The following is a 16,371-nucleotide window of genomic DNA, read 5'->3' on the forward strand; positions in this document are numbered from 1 at the left end:
CCCGCCCCGTCCGGGTGCCCGAACTGATGAGCCGAACGGGCCTCCATGACGAACGGGCCCCATGACGAACGGACCCTCATGACGACAGGGCCTAGCCGCGCACGCCGCACAGGTGCAGCAGCGCAGCCACTCCCCGGTAGGGGTCGGTGCGCCCGGCCCGGTCCTCCAGGGCCAGGGCCCGCTCCAGCTCCTCGGCCGGCAGCTCCGCCCCGTCCGCCACGATGTCCGTGAAGACCCGCACCCCGTACCAGGCGTGCAGCGGGGCGGCGATCCCCGCGAGCGTGGCCCGCAGCGCGTCGAGCCGGTCGGCCCGCACGGTGAGGCCGAGGCGGTTGGTGTACGTGGCGGTGTCGAAGGCGGTCAGGGCCGCGCCGAAGTCACCGGCGAGCCCCGGGCGCATCGCGAGCGCGTCCGCGTTCCGTACGAGCAGGGAGAGCAGCCCGCCGGGGGCCAGCATCCGGGCGAGCCCGGCCAGCATCGGGTCCGGCTCCTCGACGTACATCAGGACGCCGTGGCACAGCACCACGTCGAAGCTGCCGGGCAGGAAGTGCACACCGGTGTCCCGGCCGTCGCCCTCGATGAGCCTGACCCGCTCCCGGATGCCCTCGGGCTCGGTCGCCAGGGCCTCACGGGCCGCCGTCAGCATCCCGTCGTCCGACTCCAGGCCGGTCACCGAGTGACCGGCCCGCGCCAGCCGCAGGGCCTGGGTGCCCTGGCCCATGCCGACGTCCAGGACGCGCAGCCGCTGCCCCACCGGGAACCGCCCGGCTATCTGCTCGTCCAGCTGACGCGCGACGAGCTCCTGGCGGACCAGGTCGCGTACGCCGCCGAGACCTGCCGGCCACGCCGAGGAGGCCCCGGTGAAGCCGGAGGCCTCCGTGCTCAGGGCCGCTCTCCGCGCTTGACCTGCGGCTTCGGAAGCCGCAGTCGGCGCATCTGGAGCGTACGCATCAGGCCGTACGCCACAGCTCCGCGCTTCGGCGTGTCCGGGAAGCGCTCGCGCAGCTGCTTCTTCAGGCGCATCGAGATACCGATCGAGTCGATCACGATCAGGATGATCACGCCGAGCCAGAGCAGCAACGAGATGCTCTGGATGTTCTGCACCTGGATCACGCTGAGGATCAGGATGATCACGGCGAGCGGCAGGAACCACTCGGCGATGCAGAAGCGCGAGTCCACGTAATCGCGGACGAAGCGCCTGACCGGGCCCTTGTCGCGGACCGGGAGGTAGCGCTCGTCGCCCGAGGCGAGCGCCTCGCGCTGCCGGGCCAGGTCGGTGCGCCGCGCTTCGCGCTGGCGCTTCATGGCCGCCTTGCGATCGGTCGGCGCACTCGACGCGGCACGACGGCGCTGCGTCTGGGCCTCGCTGCGCTTGGGGGTGGGGCGACCCTTGGGAGCCTGCGGGTCGCGGGGCTGCTGGGAGAGGTCCGCCGTCACCTTGTCGGTGGGGGCCTTCTCTGTCTTGGCACGGCTACGGAACACAAAACCCAAGGGTACGGGGTCGGCGCGCGGGCCCGGAGACCCGGGCGGGAACGATCCGGCAACGGACGGCGTGCCCACAGGTGTCCCGACGGGGCGAAAGGGGTGTCAACCACCCGTTCCCGCACCCGTCACCAGAATGTTCCGGGGCCTCACCTACACCCTGGGCGGGAGTGTTCACGGGGCGCAGTCGTCCTTGGGGAGGAGCACATCGACGTCCGAACAGTGCGGTAATAGAGACAGGCCCCGTACTGTGGGTTCTATCGGGAGTGCTGGAGTCCAGTCCGTCAGAAGGGGGCGCGCGAAGCCCATGAGCGGTGTCATGAAGCGTATGGGGATGCTCTTCCGCGCGAAGGCAAACAAGGCCCTTGACCGGGCCGAGGATCCGCGCGAGACCCTCGACTACTCGTACCAGAAGCAGCTGGAGCTGCTTCAGAAGGTGCGCCGCGGCGTCGCAGACGTGGCGACGTCCCGCAAGCGCCTGGAGCTGCAGCTGAACCAGCTGCAGGGCCAGTCGTCCAAGCTGGAGGACCAGGGCCGCAAGGCGCTGGCGCTGGGCCGCGAGGACCTGGCGCGCGAAGCGCTGTCCCGGCGCGCCGCCCTCCAGCAGCAGGTCACCGACCTGGAGACGCAGCACACCACGCTGCAGGGCGAGGAGGAGAAGCTCACCCTCGCGGCCCAGCGCCTCCAGGCCAAGGTCGACGCCTTCCGCACGAAGAAGGAGACCATCAAGGCCACCTACACGGCGGCCCAGGCCCAGACCCGGATCGGCGAGGCCTTCTCCGGCATCTCCGAGGAGATGGGCGATGTGGGCCTCGCGATCCAGCGGGCCGAGGACAAGACGCAGCAGCTCCAGGCGCGGGCCGGCGCCATCGACGAGCTGCTCGCCTCCGGCGCCCTGGACGACCCGACCGGCACGGCGAAGGACGACATCGCCGCCGAGCTGGACCGGATCTCCGGCGGCACCGACGTGGAGCTGGAGCTGCAGCGCATGAAGGCCGAGCTGGCCGGCGGCTCCTCGTCCTCGCAGCAGTCCATCGAGGGCGGCGCACAGGACAGTGGGCAGCAGCCGCAGCAGTCGTCCCCGCACAAGTTCGACAAGCAGTAAGGCAGCGTCATGATCGTACGGATCATGGGGGAGGGCCAGGTCAAGCTGGCCGACAGTCACGTCGTCGAACTGAACGAGCTCGACGACGTCCTGCTCAAGGAGATGGAGAGCGGCGACGGCCCCGGCTTTCGCACGACCCTCCACGCGCTCCTGGACAAGGTGCGCGAGCTCGGCACTCCGCTGCCGGACGACTCCCTGGAGCCGTCCGAGCTGATCCTGCCGGCGCCCGACGCCACCCTCGAAGACGTCACCGCCATGCTCAGCGACGGCGGGCTCATCCCCAACTGAATCCACGGGCCGGCCCCGGCGGGCCCGTGGATCGCCGCACCAGCACCCCGCACCTGCCCCGCGTCCGGTCCGCCGGAGGCGGGGCAGCGGCGCCCCGGGCCGCTCCCCGGGGAAGGCTCCCGTCCCCGAGCGGGGGCCGCGTACCGTAGCTGGACGTGACCACCCTCTCGTCCGGCTTCGCGCGCGCCCGCCGCTGGCTCCGGGACCATCCCCTCGCGTTCGACGCGACCCTCGCCCTCGGCTCCCTCGTCGCGATGATCGCCGGTTCGTTCGCGGACCCGGGCAGCGGACACGGGCCGACCTTCGGCACCCGCATCCCCGAGCCGTTCAGCGTGCTTCTGATGGTCCTCGCCGCCGTGGCGCTGGTCCTGCGGCGACGGCGTCCGATGGCGGTGCTCGCCGCCACCGGGGTTCTCTCGGCCACCGAGTACATCCTGATGGACCCGCCTGCCCCGGTCGTCATGAGCACGGTCATCGCGCTCTACACCGTCGCCTCGCGCACCGACCGCCCCACCACCTGGCGGGTCGGGCTGCTGACCATGGGGGCGCTCACGGCGGCCTCCATGGTCTTCGGCTCGACGCCCTGGTACAGCCAGGAGAACCTCGGCGTGTTCGCCTGGACCGGGATGGCCGGGGCCGCCGGGGACGCCGTACGCAGCAGACGCGCGTTCGTCGACGCCATCCGGGAACGCGCCGAGCGGGCCGAGCGCACCCGCGAGGAGGAGGCCCGCCGCCGGGTCGCCGAGGAGCGGCTGCGGATCGCGCGGGACCTCCACGACGTCGTCGCCCACCACATCGCCCTGGTCAACGTCCAGGCCGGGGTCGCCGCCCACGTCATGGACAAGCGCCCGGACCAGGCCAAGGAAGCACTCGCCCACGTCCGCGACGCCAGCCGCTCCGCGCTCAACGAACTCCGGGTCACCGTCGGCCTCCTGCGCCAGCAGGGCGACCCCGAGGCGCCCACCGAACCGGCCCCCGGGCTCGCCCTCCTCGGCGAGCTGGTCGACACCTTCCGCAACGCCGGGCTCCCCGTCGAGGTGGCCGGTTCCGACCACGGGAACCGGCTGCCCGCCGCCGTCGACCTCGCCGCGTACCGGGTCATCCAGGAGGCCCTGACCAACGTCCGCAAGCACGCGGGCGCCGGGGCCAGGGCCGAGGTGAGCGTCGTACGGGTGGGCGCCACCGCCGAGGTCACCGTGCTCGACAACGGCCGGGGGTGCGCCGCCCGACGGCCCGGCGCCGGAGCCGGCGACGACCTGGACAGCGGCGGTCACGGCCTGGTCGGCATGCGTGAACGCGTCACCGCCCTCGGCGGGGCCCTCACCGCGGGCCCTCGGTACGGCGGCGGATTCCGGGTCCATGCGATCCTTCCGGTCGAGGCCCGCAAGGGTGAACCGGAGCGGCCGGGCACAGCGGGCGGAACGAGGCTCTGCCGATGACCCAGCCGACGCCGGCACCGGAACCGACGACCGTGCCGCAGCAGGCTCCCATCAAGGTGCTGCTCGCCGACGACCAGGCGCTGCTGCGCAGCGCGTTCCGGGTGCTGGTGGACTCCGAGCCGGACATGGAAGTGGTCGGCGAGGCCGCCGACGGGGCCCAGGCCGTCGAGCTGGCCCGCGCCACGGGCGCCGACGTGGTGCTCATGGACATCCGGATGCCGGGCACCGACGGCCTCGCCGCCACCCGCATGATCAGCGCCGACCCGGAGCTGTCCGCGGTGCGGGTGGTCATGCTCACCACCTTCGAGGTCGACGAGTACGTGGTCCAGTCGCTGCGCGCCGGGGCCTCCGGCTTCCTCGGGAAGGGCGCGGAGCCGGAGGAGCTCCTCAACGCCATCCGGATCGCCGCGGCCGGCGAGGCGCTGCTCTCGCCCGCCGCGACCAAGGGGCTCATCGCCACGTTCCTGGCCCAGGGCGGCAGCTCGGGGGAGGGGCCGGACAGCGCGGAGTACGCGGAGCGGCTGGCGGCACTCACCGGCCGCGAACGCGAGGTGCTGGTGCAGGTCGCGGGCGGCCACTCCAACGACCAGATCGCCGAGCGGCTCGCGGTCAGCCCGCTCACCGTCAAGACCCATGTGAACCGGGCGATGGCGAAGCTGGGGGCCCGGGACCGGGCCCAATTGGTGGTAATCGCCTACGAATCGGGCCTGGTGCGTCCCCGGGCGGAGTGACCGGTGGAGATTCGGCGTACTGCGGCGTACTCCACCTGCGGTATGCGCGGCATAAGAAAGCAGCCCGGGGGGCGACGTTTCGGCGGCGCGGAGCGGAGATCGTAGGACTGGGCTGGAGGTGTAGGTCCCTGACGTTTTCCCCCTCCCCGCCCTCTGCCGCGTACGCCACAGAAGAGAGACCCACCCATGTCCTGGCTGTCCAGATTCAGCCTCGCGCAAAGGGCCCTGATCGGGCTGATCTCGATTGTCGCGCTGGTCTTCGGCGCGATAGCGATACCGCAGCTCAAGCAGCAGCTGCTGCCCACCATCGAACTGCCGATGGTCTCGGTGCTGGCGCCCTACCAGGGTGCGTCTCCCGATGTGGTCGAGAAGCAGGTCGTCGAGCCGCTGGAGAACTCCCTCAAGGCCGTCGACGGCGTCGAGGGCATCACCTCCACCGCCAGTGAGGGCAACGCCCTCATCATGGCGACCTTCGACTTCGGCGACGAGGGCACCAAGCAGCTCGTCGCGGACATCCAGCAGGCGGTCAACCGGGCCCGCGCCCAGCTGCCCGACGGCGTCGACCCGCAGGTCATCGCCGGCTCCACGGACGACATCCCGACCGTGGTCCTCGCCGTCACCTCCGACAAGGACCAGCAGGTCCTGGCCGACCAGCTCGACCGCACGGTCGTCCCGGCCCTGGAGGACATCGAGGGCGTCGGCCAGGTCGCGGTGGACGGTGTGCGGGACCTCCAGGTCTCCGTCGTCCCCGACGACAAGAAGCTCGCCGAGGCCGGCCTGGACGCGGGCGCGCTCGCCCAGGCCCTCCAGGCGGGCGGCGCCACCGTGCCGGCCGGCTCCTTCTCCGAGTCCGGCAAGAGCCGCACCATCCAGGTCGGCGGCTCCTACACCTCGCTGAAGCAGATCGAGGACCTCCAGGTCGTCGCCAAGGACCCGGCGGGCGGTGCGCCCGGAAAGCCGGTGCGCCTCGGTGACGTGGCCGAGGTGAAGCAGGAGCCGTCCAACGCGGTCTCCATCACCCGCACCAACGGCAAGCCGAGCCTCGCCGTGATGGCGACGATGGACAAGGACGGCAGCGCCGTCACCATCTCGGACGCGGTCAAGGACAAGCTCCCCGACCTCCGCAAGGACCTCGGTGAGGGCGCGGAGGTGACGGTCGTCTCCGACCAGGGCCCCGCCGTCTCCAAGTCGATCTCGGGCCTGACCACGGAGGGCGCGCTCGGCCTGGTCTTCGCCGTCGTCGTGATCCTGGTCTTCCTCGCCTCGATCCGCTCGACGCTGGTCACCGCGGTCTCCATCCCGCTCTCGATCGTCCTCGCGCTGATCGTGCTCTGGACCCGCGACCTGTCGCTCAACATGCTCACGCTCGGCGCGCTCACCATCGCCATCGGCCGGGTCGTCGACGACTCGATCGTGGTCCTGGAGAACATCAAGCGTCACCTCGGCTACGGCGAGGAGCGCCACGCGGCGATCATCACCGCGGTCAAGGAGGTCGCCGGAGCGGTCACCTCCGCCACGCTCACCACCGTCGCGGTCTTCCTGCCCATCGGGCTGGTCGGCGGCATGGTCGGCCAGCTCTTCGGCTCGTTCTCGCTGACCATCACCGCGGCGCTGCTGGCCTCCCTGCTGGTCTCGCTGACCGTCGTTCCGGTGCTGTCGTACTGGTTCCTGCGCGCGCCCAAGGGCACCCCCGAGGACGCGGCGGAGGCCCGACGCCTCGCCGAGGAGAAGGAAGCGGCGAGCAAGCTCCAGCGGATCTACGTCCCGGTCCTGCGCTTCGCGACCCGCCGCCGGGTCACCAGCCTCGTCATCGCCGTCGCCGTGCTCCTCGGCACCTTCGGGATGGTCCCGCTGCTGAAGACGAACTTCTTCGACGCCGGCGAGCAGGAGGTCCTGACCGTCAAGCAGGAGCTGACGCCCGGCACCAGCCTGGAAGCCGCCGACGAGGCGGCCCGCAAGGTCGAGAAGGTCATCGAGCAGGACAAGGGCGTCAAGGACTACCAGGTCACCGTCGGCTCCTCCGGCTTCATGGCCGCCTTCGGCGGCGGCACGGGCGCCAACCAGGCCTCCTACCAGGTCACCCTGAAGGACGCCGCGGACTACGAGGACGCCCAGGACCGCATCGACGAGGCCCTCGGCAAGCTCGACGGCATCGGCGACACCACCATCGCCGCGGGCGACGGCTTCGGCTCCCAGGACCTGAGCGTCGTCGTCAAGGCCGCCGACGGCGACATCCTGAAGAAGGCCGCCGAGGCGGTCCGCACCGAGGTCGCCACCATCAAGGACGTCACCGACGTCCAGAGCGACCTGGCGCAGAGCGTCCCGCGTATCTCGGTCACCGCCAACGACAAGGCGGCCGCCGCCGGATTCGACTCCGCCGCGCTGGGCGGCATCGTCGCCGGAGCCGTACGCGGCACGCCCGCCGGCACCGCGACGCTGGACGACACCGAGCGCGACGTCGTCATCCGGTCCTCCACCCCGGCCGCCACCATGGCCGAGCTGAAGGCCCTGCCGCTCGGCCCGGTCAAGCTCGGCGACATCGCCGACGTGAAGGTCGTCCCCGGCCCGGTCTCGATGACCCGGATCGACGGACAGCGCTCGGCGACGGTCACCGCCAAGCCCGTCGGCGACAACACCGGCGCGGTCAGCACCGATCTCGCCAAGAAGATCGACGCCCTGGACCTCCCGGACGGCGCCACCGCCACCATCGGCGGCGTCACCGAGGACCAGAACGAAGCGTTCATGCAGCTCGGCCTCGCCATGCTGGCGGCCATCGCGATCGTCTTCATGCTGCTGGTGGCCACCTTCCGGTCGCTCGTCCAGCCGCTGATCCTGCTGGTCTCCGTCCCGTTCGCGGCGACCGGCGCGCTGGCCCTCCTGCTCATCACGGGCACCCCGCTGGGCGTCCCCGCGATGATCGGCATGCTGATGCTCATCGGCATCGTGGTCACCAACGCGATCGTGCTGATCGACCTGATCAACCAGTACCGCGCCCAGGGCCTCGGCATCGTCGAAGCCGTCATCGAGGGCGGCCGCCACCGCTTCCGCCCGATCATCATGACGGCGCTCGCGACCATCTTCGCCCTGCTCCCGATGGCGCTCGGCGTCACCGGCGAGGGCGGCTTCATCTCGCAGCCGCTGGGCGTCGTGGTGATCGGCGGTCTGATCAGCTCCACGTTGCTGACCCTGCTGCTGGTGCCGATGCTGTACGCGATGGTCGAGCTCCGCAAGGAGCGCCGCGCCAAGAAGAAGGCGGCCAAGCGCGCCGCGAAGACGGGCGTCCCGGACCGGGCGGAGCCGGAGGAGGCCCGCGAGGCCGAGCCGGCGAAGGCCTGACACGAGAGAAGGGGCCTGTCCCACGCGAGTGCGTGGGACAGGCCCCTTCCGCGTTTCCCGCCTACTTGACCGAGGAGATGAACGCGTCCCAGGCGGTGGCCTGGAGGACGAGGGCTGGTCCGGTGGGGTTCTTGCTGTCGCGTACGGGGACGGTGCCGGGGAAGTCGTCGCTGATCTCGACGCATTCGCCCCCGTTGGAGTTGCTGTAACTGCTGCTGCGCCAGGTGGCGGTGCTCAGCTCGGGGGAGTGGGTCATGGTCGGTAGCCCTCCATCGCGGTACGAATCCGTTCCGCCGACTCGTCCAGCGTGAGGGAGTTGGCCCGCAGCACGTCGTACTGCCGCCGCCACTTCTTCACCGCGACCGGGTCCTCATAGAGGTGGCCGGCCTGGATGCCCTCCTCGTACGCCACACATGTGCGGTCGGGCAGGGTCAGGAGAGTCAGCGCGCCACCCAGGAGCGAGTGGAGCCCCGCACTGAACGGCATCACCTGAACTTTACTGTCCGGAGTATCCACCTGCTTCAAGAGCGAGGCCAGTTGCTCGCGCATGCAGGCGGCGCTGCCCATCTGACGTCGCAGTACGGCCTCGTCGATGATCGCCCACCGGAACGGCGGGTTCTCCGAGCGCTGCCGCTCCTGCCGCGACATGCGCGCTGTGACGCGTTCCTCGACCTGCTCGGCGCTCAGGTCTTCCTGGCAGCGGAGAAACGTGCGCGCGTACTCCTCCGTCTGCAACAACCCCGGCAACGCCTGCGCCCCGTACTGCTCTATCACCTCCGCCCGGAACTCGAAGTCCATGTACCGCTGGTACTGGTCCGGGTGGATCTCCCGCCGGGCCAGCTCGTAGAGCCCGTGGAAGTGCTTGTCCGTCCCGAAGGCGATGTCCAGGCGGCTCGGGATGTCCGGCGGCGGCATCAGCTCGGCCGTCTCGATGCGGCCCAGCGTGCTCTTGCTGGAGTTCACGATGCCCGCGAGCTGGACGAGAGACAGGGCCGCCCGCTCGCGGTGGCGGCGTTGCTCGGAGCCGAAGTAGTGGCGGGCGGACACATAGGGCGTGAGGGGCTGGGGCTTGAACGTCACGGTGCGTGCCTTTCGTGTGTCCCGTTCCCAAGGCCGGGACAGCTGCGCTCTGTTGAGGTCACATCCCGTAGGGCGACGATTGCGGCACACACCGTAACCGTCCTTTCGTGCAGTGCACCAGAGGGCCTTCTCCGGAGGTAGCGACCGAGATGATGTTCGACGGCAAGGGCCGGGCCCTGCGACTGCTCCCGTGGACCAACGACTTCGGGGGCCCGTGCTGGCTCAGCACGACGGACCCGGACAGTCGCGTCTCCCGGATGGCGGACGAACTGGAGGCCGCCATGCTCGCCTGGGCCGAGGAAGTGCTCTTCGAGGCGCGGGAGTTGCTGGCGGAGTCGGTGGTGGGGGAACGGGAGCTGCGGTTCGCGGGCACTCGGCTCGCCGAGTCGCTGGGAGACACCCTGCGGATCGCCGTGAGCCGGGGCGGACGGCTGGAGAACCTGGAGAACACCGACTGAGAGGCCCGGGCGGCTAGGTTGCGGCCATGGAGATACAGTCCCGCCCCTACCGTCACCCGCACGTCTCCCGGCTGGTCGACCGCTTGCAGGCGGAGTACGTCGAGATCTACGGGTCACCCGACGACAGCCCCACCGACCCGGGGCAGTTCTCGCCCCCTCGCGGGTCGTTCGCGGTCGGGTACGTGGACGGGGAGCCCGTCGCCATGGGCGGCTGGCGGCTCCGCGAGGACGGGCGCGCGGAGCTCAAGCGCATGTACGTCACCGACGAGCACCGCGGCCAGGGGCATTCACGCACCGTCCTGGCGTGGCTGGAGGGCTCGGCCGCCGAGGCGGGAGCGTCGGCCATGGTTCTGGAGACGAACCAGCGGCACCCGGCGGCGATCGGCCTGTACCGCTCGTGCGGCTACACCGAAACGCCCGCTTTCGGCCACTACGCCGACGACCCGCTCACCGTCTGCCTGGGCCGGCCGCTCCAGCCTCCTCGGGTGCGGCCGGCCGCCGTCGCCGACGGCGGGCCGCTGCCCCTCAGGCCTCCCCGCCCAGCGCCTGAATGATCCGGTGCCACGACTTCCCCCGCTGGTCGGGGAGCCGGGCGCTGAGGGCCACCGTCTCCCGCACCAGCTTGGCCCGGGTCTCCTCGGAGGCCTTGTGCAGGAGCGCGGCCAAGTCGTCCGGCTCGAAGCCCTCGGTGGCCCCCGCGAGGACCAGGGCCACCTGTGCGTGGGTGAGCGAGGAGAGCCGGTCGCCGAAGACCTGGCCCTCGATGCCCCCGCCGTGCATCAGCGCGACGCCGTCCCCGGCCTCCAACGCCCGGTCCACGTACGCCTGGAGGGCCTCGCGGTCCTCGACGAGGCGGTAGGCGGCGTCCAGGCCCTCGGCGCGGCCGATGTCGAGCATGGCAACGTGGGCCAGCGGGGTGTCCCCGGGCGGCTGGACGGTCAGCAGGCGCGGGTGCTCCTCCAGGTAGGCCCGCGACTCCGCCCAGTCCGCGCACTCCAGCCACTGCGCCAACTGCTCCTGGAGGATCAGCGGATCGTAGGCAGCGGTCACCCCGTGGGCGAGGACGGCCTCACGGAGCAGGGCGTGCCGCTGCGCACCGTGCGGGTCCAGGACGGCCAGCTCGTCCAGGGCCGTCGCCGCCTCCTCGCCGCCGAGGACCTCGGCGTGCTCGGACCAGAAGTCGCGTGACCGGGGCCAGTTGGGTGCGAACATCCAGGCGCTGACGAGGTCCAGCGTCCCCGGCGACAGGGCGAGCCAGTCCGGCACGGGCGTGAAGGTCTCGTCCTCCCAGGCCGTGTGCACCGCCGCGATGTCACCGTACGAGCGCAGCGCCTGCCGGGCCCGTACGGTCACGGTGTCCGCGCCGACGGTCCTCTCCGCGTCCTCGTCGAGCCAGTTCACCAGCTCGCTCACCCCGGTCGCGGGCCACGGGTCCGGGCAGCGCAGCAGGAAGGCGCTCCGCTCCACGGCCAGACGCCGGGCGGTCGCCGGCGCGGCCCCGGCGAACTCCTTGAGTGTCTCGTCGAACTCCTCGATCGCCGCCGCGTGCTCGCCGGTACGGGCGAGCGCCCGGGTCAGGCCGTCGAGGGCGGAGACCAGGGCGGCGTCGGGGGCGCCGGGAGCCTCCAGCGCCAGCGACCGGTGGAGGGCCACCGCCTCCCAGAACGCCTCCACCGCCCCCTCGGCGTCCCCGTTCAGCTCCACGTACGTGCCGAGCACCTGGAGGGAGTCGGCCAGCTCGGCCAGGACGGCGTCCCCCTGTTCGCGCAGGAGGTCGACGGCCTCCCGCGCCGGGGGCAGGGCCCCCTGCGGGTCGCCGGTGCCGGCCAGGCTCCGGGCGAGGGTGCGCAGCGCGGCTGCGAGGCCGGGGCGGCAGGCCGTGGGGTGACGGGCGGCCGGCTCGCGGCAGAGCGCGACGGCTTCCTCCGCCACCCGGAGGCCCGCCCCCGCGTCACCGGCCTTGTTGAGGTGACCGGCCAGGCCGTCGAGCGCCGTGGCCAGCTCCGGGCGGAAGACGTCCGGTCGCCGCGCGGCGAGCGCGCGGAAGAGGCCGCACGCCTCCTGGGCCGCTTCGACCGCCCCGGAGGCGTCGCTCACGGCCGCGCGGTGGCCGCCGAGGGCGTGGAGAGCCGCGGCGAGCCGGGGGAGGAAGGCCTCCGGATCCTCCTCGGCCAGGCCCCGGAGCAGGCCGACCGCCTCCTCTGCGTGGGGCACGGCATCCACGGCCTCCCCGGCGTCCGCCAGACGTGCGGCGTAGTTCAGGAGATACGCGGCGAGCGCCGGGACGGACGCGCCCGGCTGCTCCTCCTCGACCAGCTCGCGCTGGAGCCGCACGGACTGCTTCGCGAACGGCACGGCGGACGCCCGGTCCCCGGTGTCGGCGACGCGGTCGCCCAGGGCGCCCATGGCCAGGGCCAGCTCCGCCTGGAAGTCGCCGGGACGCTTCATGCCGAGTTCGGCGTAGATCCGGGCGGCCTCCTTCGCCGGGGGCAGGGCGCCGGTGCGGTCCCCGGCGGCGGCGAGCAGGTCCGACAGCCGGTGCAGGGCCCCGGCCAGCGCGGGCAGGCCGGTGGCGGGGTCCTCCTCGGCGGCGGCCCGCAGGCCGCTCACCTCCTCCCGCGCACGCGCCAGCTCCGCACGCGCCGGCTCCGCCTCCGACACCTCGGAGGCAGCGTCGTTCTGCCGGACCTCGTGCCCCGCGTGCCCCGCGCCCGCTCCCACCGCCTTGTCGCCGACGCCCGTTCCACGGTCCTCGTAACCCATACCCGCCCCATCGTTCTCGCCGTCCGTTCCGATCGGCCCCATCGGGCCTCACCGGTCCCGCACGCGAAGAAGCGCTGCGGTGAGTAGCAGCGTAGTTACGCGGTGGCGTCATCGGTCGCCGTATGGGAGAACCGGCCCGACCGGAACGTTCCTGCCCGCCCGCCCCGACCGCAGTGTCTCGGCCGGTGCGTCCCGGGCATACGGGAAAGCCCCGGCAACGACGCAGGTGGGCATTGCCCGGGCATACGGGAAAGCCCCGGTACGCCGACCTGCGGCGTACCGGGGCTTCCAGGTTCTCGGGGACCCGCGCGGCGCTACGGCAGCGCCAGCATCCGCTCCAGCGCTAGCTTCGCGTACTTCTCCGTCTCCGGGTCGACCTCGATCCGGTTGACCAGCTTGCCCTCGGCCAGCGACTCCAGGGTCCAGACCAGGTGCGGCAGGTCGATGCGGTTCATCGTCGAGCAGAAGCAGACCGTCTTGTCGAGGAAGACGATCTCCTTGCCCTCCGCGGCGAAACGGTTCGCCAGCCGGCGGACCAGGTTCAGCTCCGTGCCGATGGCCCACTTCGAGCCGGCCGGGGCCGCCTCCAGGGCCTTGATGATGTACTCCGTCGAGCCCACGTAGTCCGCGGCGGCGACGACCTCGTGCTTGCACTCCGGGTGCACCAGCACGTTGACCCCGGGCATCCGGGCCCGGACGTCCTCGACCGACTCGACCGAGAAGCGGCCGTGGACCGAGCAGTGCCCGCGCCACAGGATCATCTTCGCGTCGCGCAGCTGCTCGGCGGTGAGGCCGCCGTTCGGCTTGTGCGGGTTGTAGAGGACGCAGTCCGTGAGGCTCAGCCCCATGTCCCGCACCGCCGTGTTGCGGCCCAGGTGCTGGTCGGGCAGGAAGAGGATCTTCTCGCCCTGCTCGAAGGCCCACTCCAGGGCCCGCTTCGCGTTGGACGACGTACAGATCGTGCCGCCGTGCTTGCCGGTGAAGGCCTTGATGTCGGCGGAGGAGTTCATGTACGAGACGGGCACCACCTGATCGGCGACCCCGGCCTCCGTCAGCACGTCCCAGCACTCGGCGACCTGCTCGGCGGTGGCCATGTCGGCCATCGAGCAGCCGGCCGCCAGGTCGGGCAGGACGACCGCCTGGGCGTCCGTGGTCAGGATGTCCGCGGACTCCGCCATGAAGTGGACGCCGCAGAAGACGATGTACTCGGCCTCCGGACGCGCGGCCGCGTCGCGGGCCAGCTTGAACGAGTCGCCGGTGACGTCCGCGAACTGGATGACCTCGTCGCGCTGGTAGTGGTGGCCGAGGACGAACACCTTCTCCCCGAGCTTCTCCTTCGCGGCGCGGGCGCGCTCCACCAGGTCCGGGTCGGACGGCGAGGGCAGGTCGCCGGGGCATTCGACGCCGCGCTCGCTCCTCGGGTCGGCCTCGCGGCCGAGCAGCAGCAGCGCGAGCGGTGTCGGCTGAACGTCCAGGGGCTGGGCCGTGGTCACGTCACGCACCCTTTCTAGTCTGCGAACTCAAGATCACTCCGCGAACATCCGCGAAGAGCTTCGGCGAACTCGCCTTTTCGTCTATTTGACGCTATCTATCATAGCCGCTTCGTGTCAGTTTGACGATGCCGATAGCGTCGATGTGACGCATCCCCCGGGCGGCCCGGTGTGCGAGCATGAAAGGGAACAGACAAGCGCTTGGCCCGGAATGAATCCGCGGGTCTGGCGGTTGAACCGTCGGCAAGCAGTCCGTACAACCCGGGAGAGAAGCAGATGTCCGTATCGGACGAGACCACCACCGTGAGCGACGGCATCCTCCTGTCCGACGCCGCCGCCGCCAAGGTCAAGGGCCTGCTGGAGCAGGAAGGCCGCGAGGACCTGGCGCTGCGCGTCGCCGTTCAGCCCGGCGGTTGCTCGGGCCTGCGTTACCAGCTCTTCTTCGACGAGCGTTCGCTCGACGGTGACGTCGTGAAGGACTTCGACGGCGTCAAGGTCGTCACCGACCGGATGAGCGCTCCGTACCTGGGCGGCGCCTCCATCGACTTCGTCGACACCATCGAGAAGCAGGGCTTCACGATCGACAACCCGAACGCCTCCGGCTCCTGCGCCTGCGGCGACTCGTTCAGCTAAGCGCTGCGCGTACGGCATACAGAGGCGGCCCCGGGATCAGTCCCGGGGCCGCCTCCGTACGTACAACACCGCTCACCCGCTCACCCGCTCACCCGTTCATCCGCTCATCCGCGCGGCACCGCACCGCCCGACGCCGCGTCGATCACCGTGCGGTCGCCCAGCGGCTTCTCCAGCGTCACCGTCCGGGTCAGCTCCTTGGCGATCATGATGCAGGCCTTCTTGCCCTCCTGCGGCTTCTCTGTCACCGAGATCGCCACCTGGCCCGCGCTCTCCTTCGCGCTCGCCGTGTACGTACTGCACACGCCGCCCCAGAACGTCACCTCAAGGGTCCGCCCGTCCGCGCCGTACGACGTCACCTTCCGGTCCCCGGAGGGCGCGGGCGCCTCCGGCTTCTCGATGAACTTCGGGTCCACGGCGACCTGCGTGACCGTGTTCTCCGGGCCGCCGGGAGCCTGGCGGACCGTGAACAGCCAGGACGGCACCAGCGTCTGCCGGCCGTCCACGTAGTTCAGCGCGAGGCCGAACACCGCGTCCTCGACCGTCTGCTCCACCGGTGCCCGCTTGCCGTTCGACGGCACGCACTGGGGGTCCGAGGGCTTCGGCTCGCCCTGGTGCGGTACGGGAGTGGCGCAGCCGCCGACGTCCCGGCCGGCGTCGCCCTTGCCCCGGCTCACCGCGTTCCACTGCTTCAGCGCCTCGTCCGCGCCGACCGCCGGGTAGGTGCCGCCCTTCTCCAGCGCCTTCAGATGTCCGCTGCCGCCGGTCACCTCACCGTCCGGGCCCACCTGGACACCGGTCGACCAGCCGTAGGTCGGCAGCCCGTCGACCTTCGGGTCGGCGTTCACCACCCGGACGTCGCCCATCAGCTGGCCCGCGTTCAGCGCCGCGTCGTCCTGCCCGGCCGCCTTGAGCACCGGGATCGCGGCCGCCTTCGCCGCCTTCTCGCTCACCGGGTCGCCGCCCGGCTCCGACGCCCCGTTCGCGCACATCGTCCCCGGCTCACAGGGCTTGGCCGGGGTGGTGCCGGCGAACGTCCAGGTGCCCGGGGCCTGCTTCCCCACCTTCAGGAGCGCCCCGGGCCCGTCGTCGTCGCCGACCACCCAGGACGTGCCCTGGGTGCGCGGCGAGCCGGGGATGCCCAGCGCCTCGGCCAGCCGGGCGACGTCGGCCGACGCGACCGTGCCCTTCGCGTGGTGGACCGCCGCCTCGTCCGGGCCGTCCGGGAGTTCACCGGCGGCCCGGTAGATCACGGGCGGGCCGCCCGGGTCCGGTTCGCCGGGTGCGATGCCCGCGGGAGGGGTGTCCGAGGCCGAGGACGTGGAGCCCGGGCCGTCGCCGACAGGAGCGTCCAGGGCCAGCGGCAGGGCCTCGCCCCGCGCCGACGCATTGCTGTCCGCCGCGCCGCCGTCGCCCGCGGCGGTCGAGGCCCAGTACGCCCCACCGCCCCCGGCCAGCAGCACGGCCGCGGCCACCGAGGCCACCGCGAGCGGCGGACGCCGCCGCCGGGGGCCGGTCACGTCGTTGTCGGGTCGCTCGGTGCTCACCGGATCGCTCCTTCGACTGCGT

At 71.8% G+C, this 16,371-nt stretch carries 15 protein-coding genes; 8 read left to right on the forward strand and 7 right to left on the reverse strand.

Annotation, left to right across the window (positions count from 1 at the left end):
- Nucleotides 1-91: 91 nt before the first annotated feature.
- The gene (locus tag AB0F29_RS03980; RefSeq protein ID WP_361867766.1) at nt 92-814 is read right to left on the reverse strand and encodes a methyltransferase domain-containing protein; all 723 of its coding nucleotides are present in this window, start codon (nt 812-814) and stop codon (nt 92-94) included.
- A gap of 68 nt (nt 815-882) precedes the next feature.
- Nucleotides 883-1,482: a DUF3043 domain-containing protein gene (locus AB0F29_RS03985; protein ID WP_026290538.1), complete on the reverse strand. Its 600-nt coding sequence runs from the start codon at nt 1,480-1,482 to the stop codon at nt 883-885.
- A gap of 319 nt (nt 1,483-1,801) precedes the next feature.
- Here AB0F29_RS03985 and AB0F29_RS03990 point away from each other — a divergent pair, with 319 nt between their 5' ends.
- The 5 genes from AB0F29_RS03990 (at nt 1,802) to AB0F29_RS04010 (ending at nt 8,381) form a co-directional block, all read left to right on the forward strand.
- Nucleotides 1,802-2,587 (forward strand): PspA/IM30 family protein, encoded by a 786-nt coding sequence (locus tag AB0F29_RS03990; RefSeq protein WP_361867266.1) that lies wholly within the window; start codon nt 1,802-1,804, stop codon nt 2,585-2,587.
- Nucleotides 2,588-2,596: 9 nt separating this feature from the next.
- Nucleotides 2,597-2,875: a hypothetical protein gene (locus tag AB0F29_RS03995; RefSeq protein WP_361867267.1), complete on the forward strand. Its 279-nt coding sequence runs from the start codon at nt 2,597-2,599 to the stop codon at nt 2,873-2,875.
- Between the two features lie 155 nt (nt 2,876-3,030).
- Complete coding sequence (locus AB0F29_RS04000) at nt 3,031-4,314, forward strand: histidine kinase (protein ID WP_361867269.1); 1,284 nt, start codon at nt 3,031-3,033, stop codon at nt 4,312-4,314.
- The gene (locus AB0F29_RS04005) at nt 4,311-5,045 is read left to right on the forward strand and encodes a response regulator transcription factor (RefSeq protein WP_361867271.1); all 735 of its coding nucleotides are present in this window, start codon (nt 4,311-4,313) and stop codon (nt 5,043-5,045) included. The genes AB0F29_RS04000 and AB0F29_RS04005 overlap by 4 nt, the downstream gene beginning before the upstream one ends.
- Nucleotides 5,046-5,231: 186 nt before the next feature.
- Nucleotides 5,232-8,381: an efflux RND transporter permease subunit gene (locus AB0F29_RS04010; RefSeq protein ID WP_361867273.1), complete on the forward strand. Its 3,150-nt coding sequence runs from the start codon at nt 5,232-5,234 to the stop codon at nt 8,379-8,381.
- A 61-nt stretch (nt 8,382-8,442) separates the two neighbouring features.
- Here the strand turns inward: AB0F29_RS04010 and AB0F29_RS04015 are convergent, their stop codons facing one another.
- Nucleotides 8,443-8,637, reverse strand: a complete 195-nt coding sequence (locus tag AB0F29_RS04015; RefSeq protein ID WP_274345482.1) for a DUF397 domain-containing protein — start codon at nt 8,635-8,637, stop codon at nt 8,443-8,445.
- Nucleotides 8,634-9,461 (reverse strand): helix-turn-helix transcriptional regulator, encoded by an 828-nt coding sequence (locus AB0F29_RS04020; RefSeq protein WP_361867275.1) that lies wholly within the window; start codon nt 9,459-9,461, stop codon nt 8,634-8,636. The genes AB0F29_RS04015 and AB0F29_RS04020 overlap by 4 nt, the downstream gene beginning before the upstream one ends.
- A gap of 149 nt (nt 9,462-9,610) precedes the next feature.
- Between AB0F29_RS04020 and AB0F29_RS04025 the strand changes: the two genes are divergently transcribed.
- Complete coding sequence (locus AB0F29_RS04025; RefSeq protein ID WP_361867769.1) at nt 9,611-9,919, forward strand: hypothetical protein; 309 nt, start codon at nt 9,611-9,613, stop codon at nt 9,917-9,919.
- Nucleotides 9,920-9,945: 26 nt separating this feature from the next.
- Nucleotides 9,946-10,473, forward strand: a complete 528-nt coding sequence (locus AB0F29_RS04030; protein WP_361867276.1) for a GNAT family N-acetyltransferase — start codon at nt 9,946-9,948, stop codon at nt 10,471-10,473.
- Here the strand turns inward: AB0F29_RS04030 and AB0F29_RS04035 are convergent.
- Nucleotides 10,445-12,682, reverse strand: coding sequence for a tetratricopeptide repeat protein (locus tag AB0F29_RS04035; protein WP_361867772.1), 2,238 nt, complete (start codon nt 12,680-12,682; stop codon nt 10,445-10,447). The genes AB0F29_RS04030 and AB0F29_RS04035 overlap by 29 nt on opposite strands.
- Nucleotides 12,683-12,996: 314 nt before the next feature.
- Nucleotides 12,997-14,184 carry a quinolinate synthase NadA gene (nadA, locus tag AB0F29_RS04040; protein ID WP_361867278.1) on the reverse strand — a complete coding sequence of 396 codons (1,188 nt, stop codon included), beginning with the start codon at nt 14,182-14,184 and terminating at the stop codon, nt 12,997-12,999.
- A gap of 264 nt (nt 14,185-14,448) precedes the next feature.
- Between nadA and AB0F29_RS04045 the strand changes: the two genes are divergently transcribed.
- Complete coding sequence (locus AB0F29_RS04045; RefSeq protein WP_007451212.1) at nt 14,449-14,805, forward strand: iron-sulfur cluster assembly accessory protein; 357 nt, start codon at nt 14,449-14,451, stop codon at nt 14,803-14,805.
- A 104-nt stretch (nt 14,806-14,909) separates the two neighbouring features.
- Here the strand turns inward: AB0F29_RS04045 and AB0F29_RS04050 are convergent, their stop codons facing one another.
- Nucleotides 14,910-16,349, reverse strand: coding sequence for a hypothetical protein (locus AB0F29_RS04050; RefSeq protein ID WP_361867279.1), 1,440 nt, complete (start codon nt 16,347-16,349; stop codon nt 14,910-14,912).
- Nucleotides 16,350-16,371 lie beyond the last annotated feature (22 nt).

The sequence above is a fragment of the Streptomyces sp. NPDC026589 genome (genome assembly GCF_040638385.1).
Lineage (GTDB): Bacteria > Actinomycetota > Actinomycetes > Streptomycetales > Streptomycetaceae > Streptomyces.

Bases quoted from the DNA above. Each gene is read 5' to 3' on its own strand.
- AB0F29_RS03990 (WP_361867266.1), top strand. From the start codon at position 1,802: ATGAAGCGTATGGGGATGCTCTTCCGCGCGAAGGCAAACAAGGCCCTT.
- AB0F29_RS03995 (WP_361867267.1), top strand. From the start codon at position 2,597: ATGATCGTACGGATCATGGGGGAGGGCCAGGTCAAGCTGGCCGACAGT.
- AB0F29_RS04005 (WP_361867271.1), top strand. From the start codon at position 4,311: ATGACCCAGCCGACGCCGGCACCGGAACCGACGACCGTGCCGCAGCAG.
- AB0F29_RS04010 (WP_361867273.1), top strand. From the start codon at position 5,232: ATGTCCTGGCTGTCCAGATTCAGCCTCGCGCAAAGGGCCCTGATCGGG.
- AB0F29_RS04015 (WP_274345482.1), bottom strand. From the start codon at position 8,637: ATGACCCACTCCCCCGAGCTGAGCACCGCCACCTGGCGCAGCAGCAGT.
- AB0F29_RS04025 (WP_361867769.1), top strand. From the start codon at position 9,611: ATGATGTTCGACGGCAAGGGCCGGGCCCTGCGACTGCTCCCGTGGACC.
- AB0F29_RS04030 (WP_361867276.1), top strand. From the start codon at position 9,946: ATGGAGATACAGTCCCGCCCCTACCGTCACCCGCACGTCTCCCGGCTG.
- AB0F29_RS04035 (WP_361867772.1), bottom strand. From the start codon at position 12,682: ATGGGTTACGAGGACCGTGGAACGGGCGTCGGCGACAAGGCGGTGGGA.
- AB0F29_RS04045 (WP_007451212.1), top strand. From the start codon at position 14,449: ATGTCCGTATCGGACGAGACCACCACCGTGAGCGACGGCATCCTCCTG.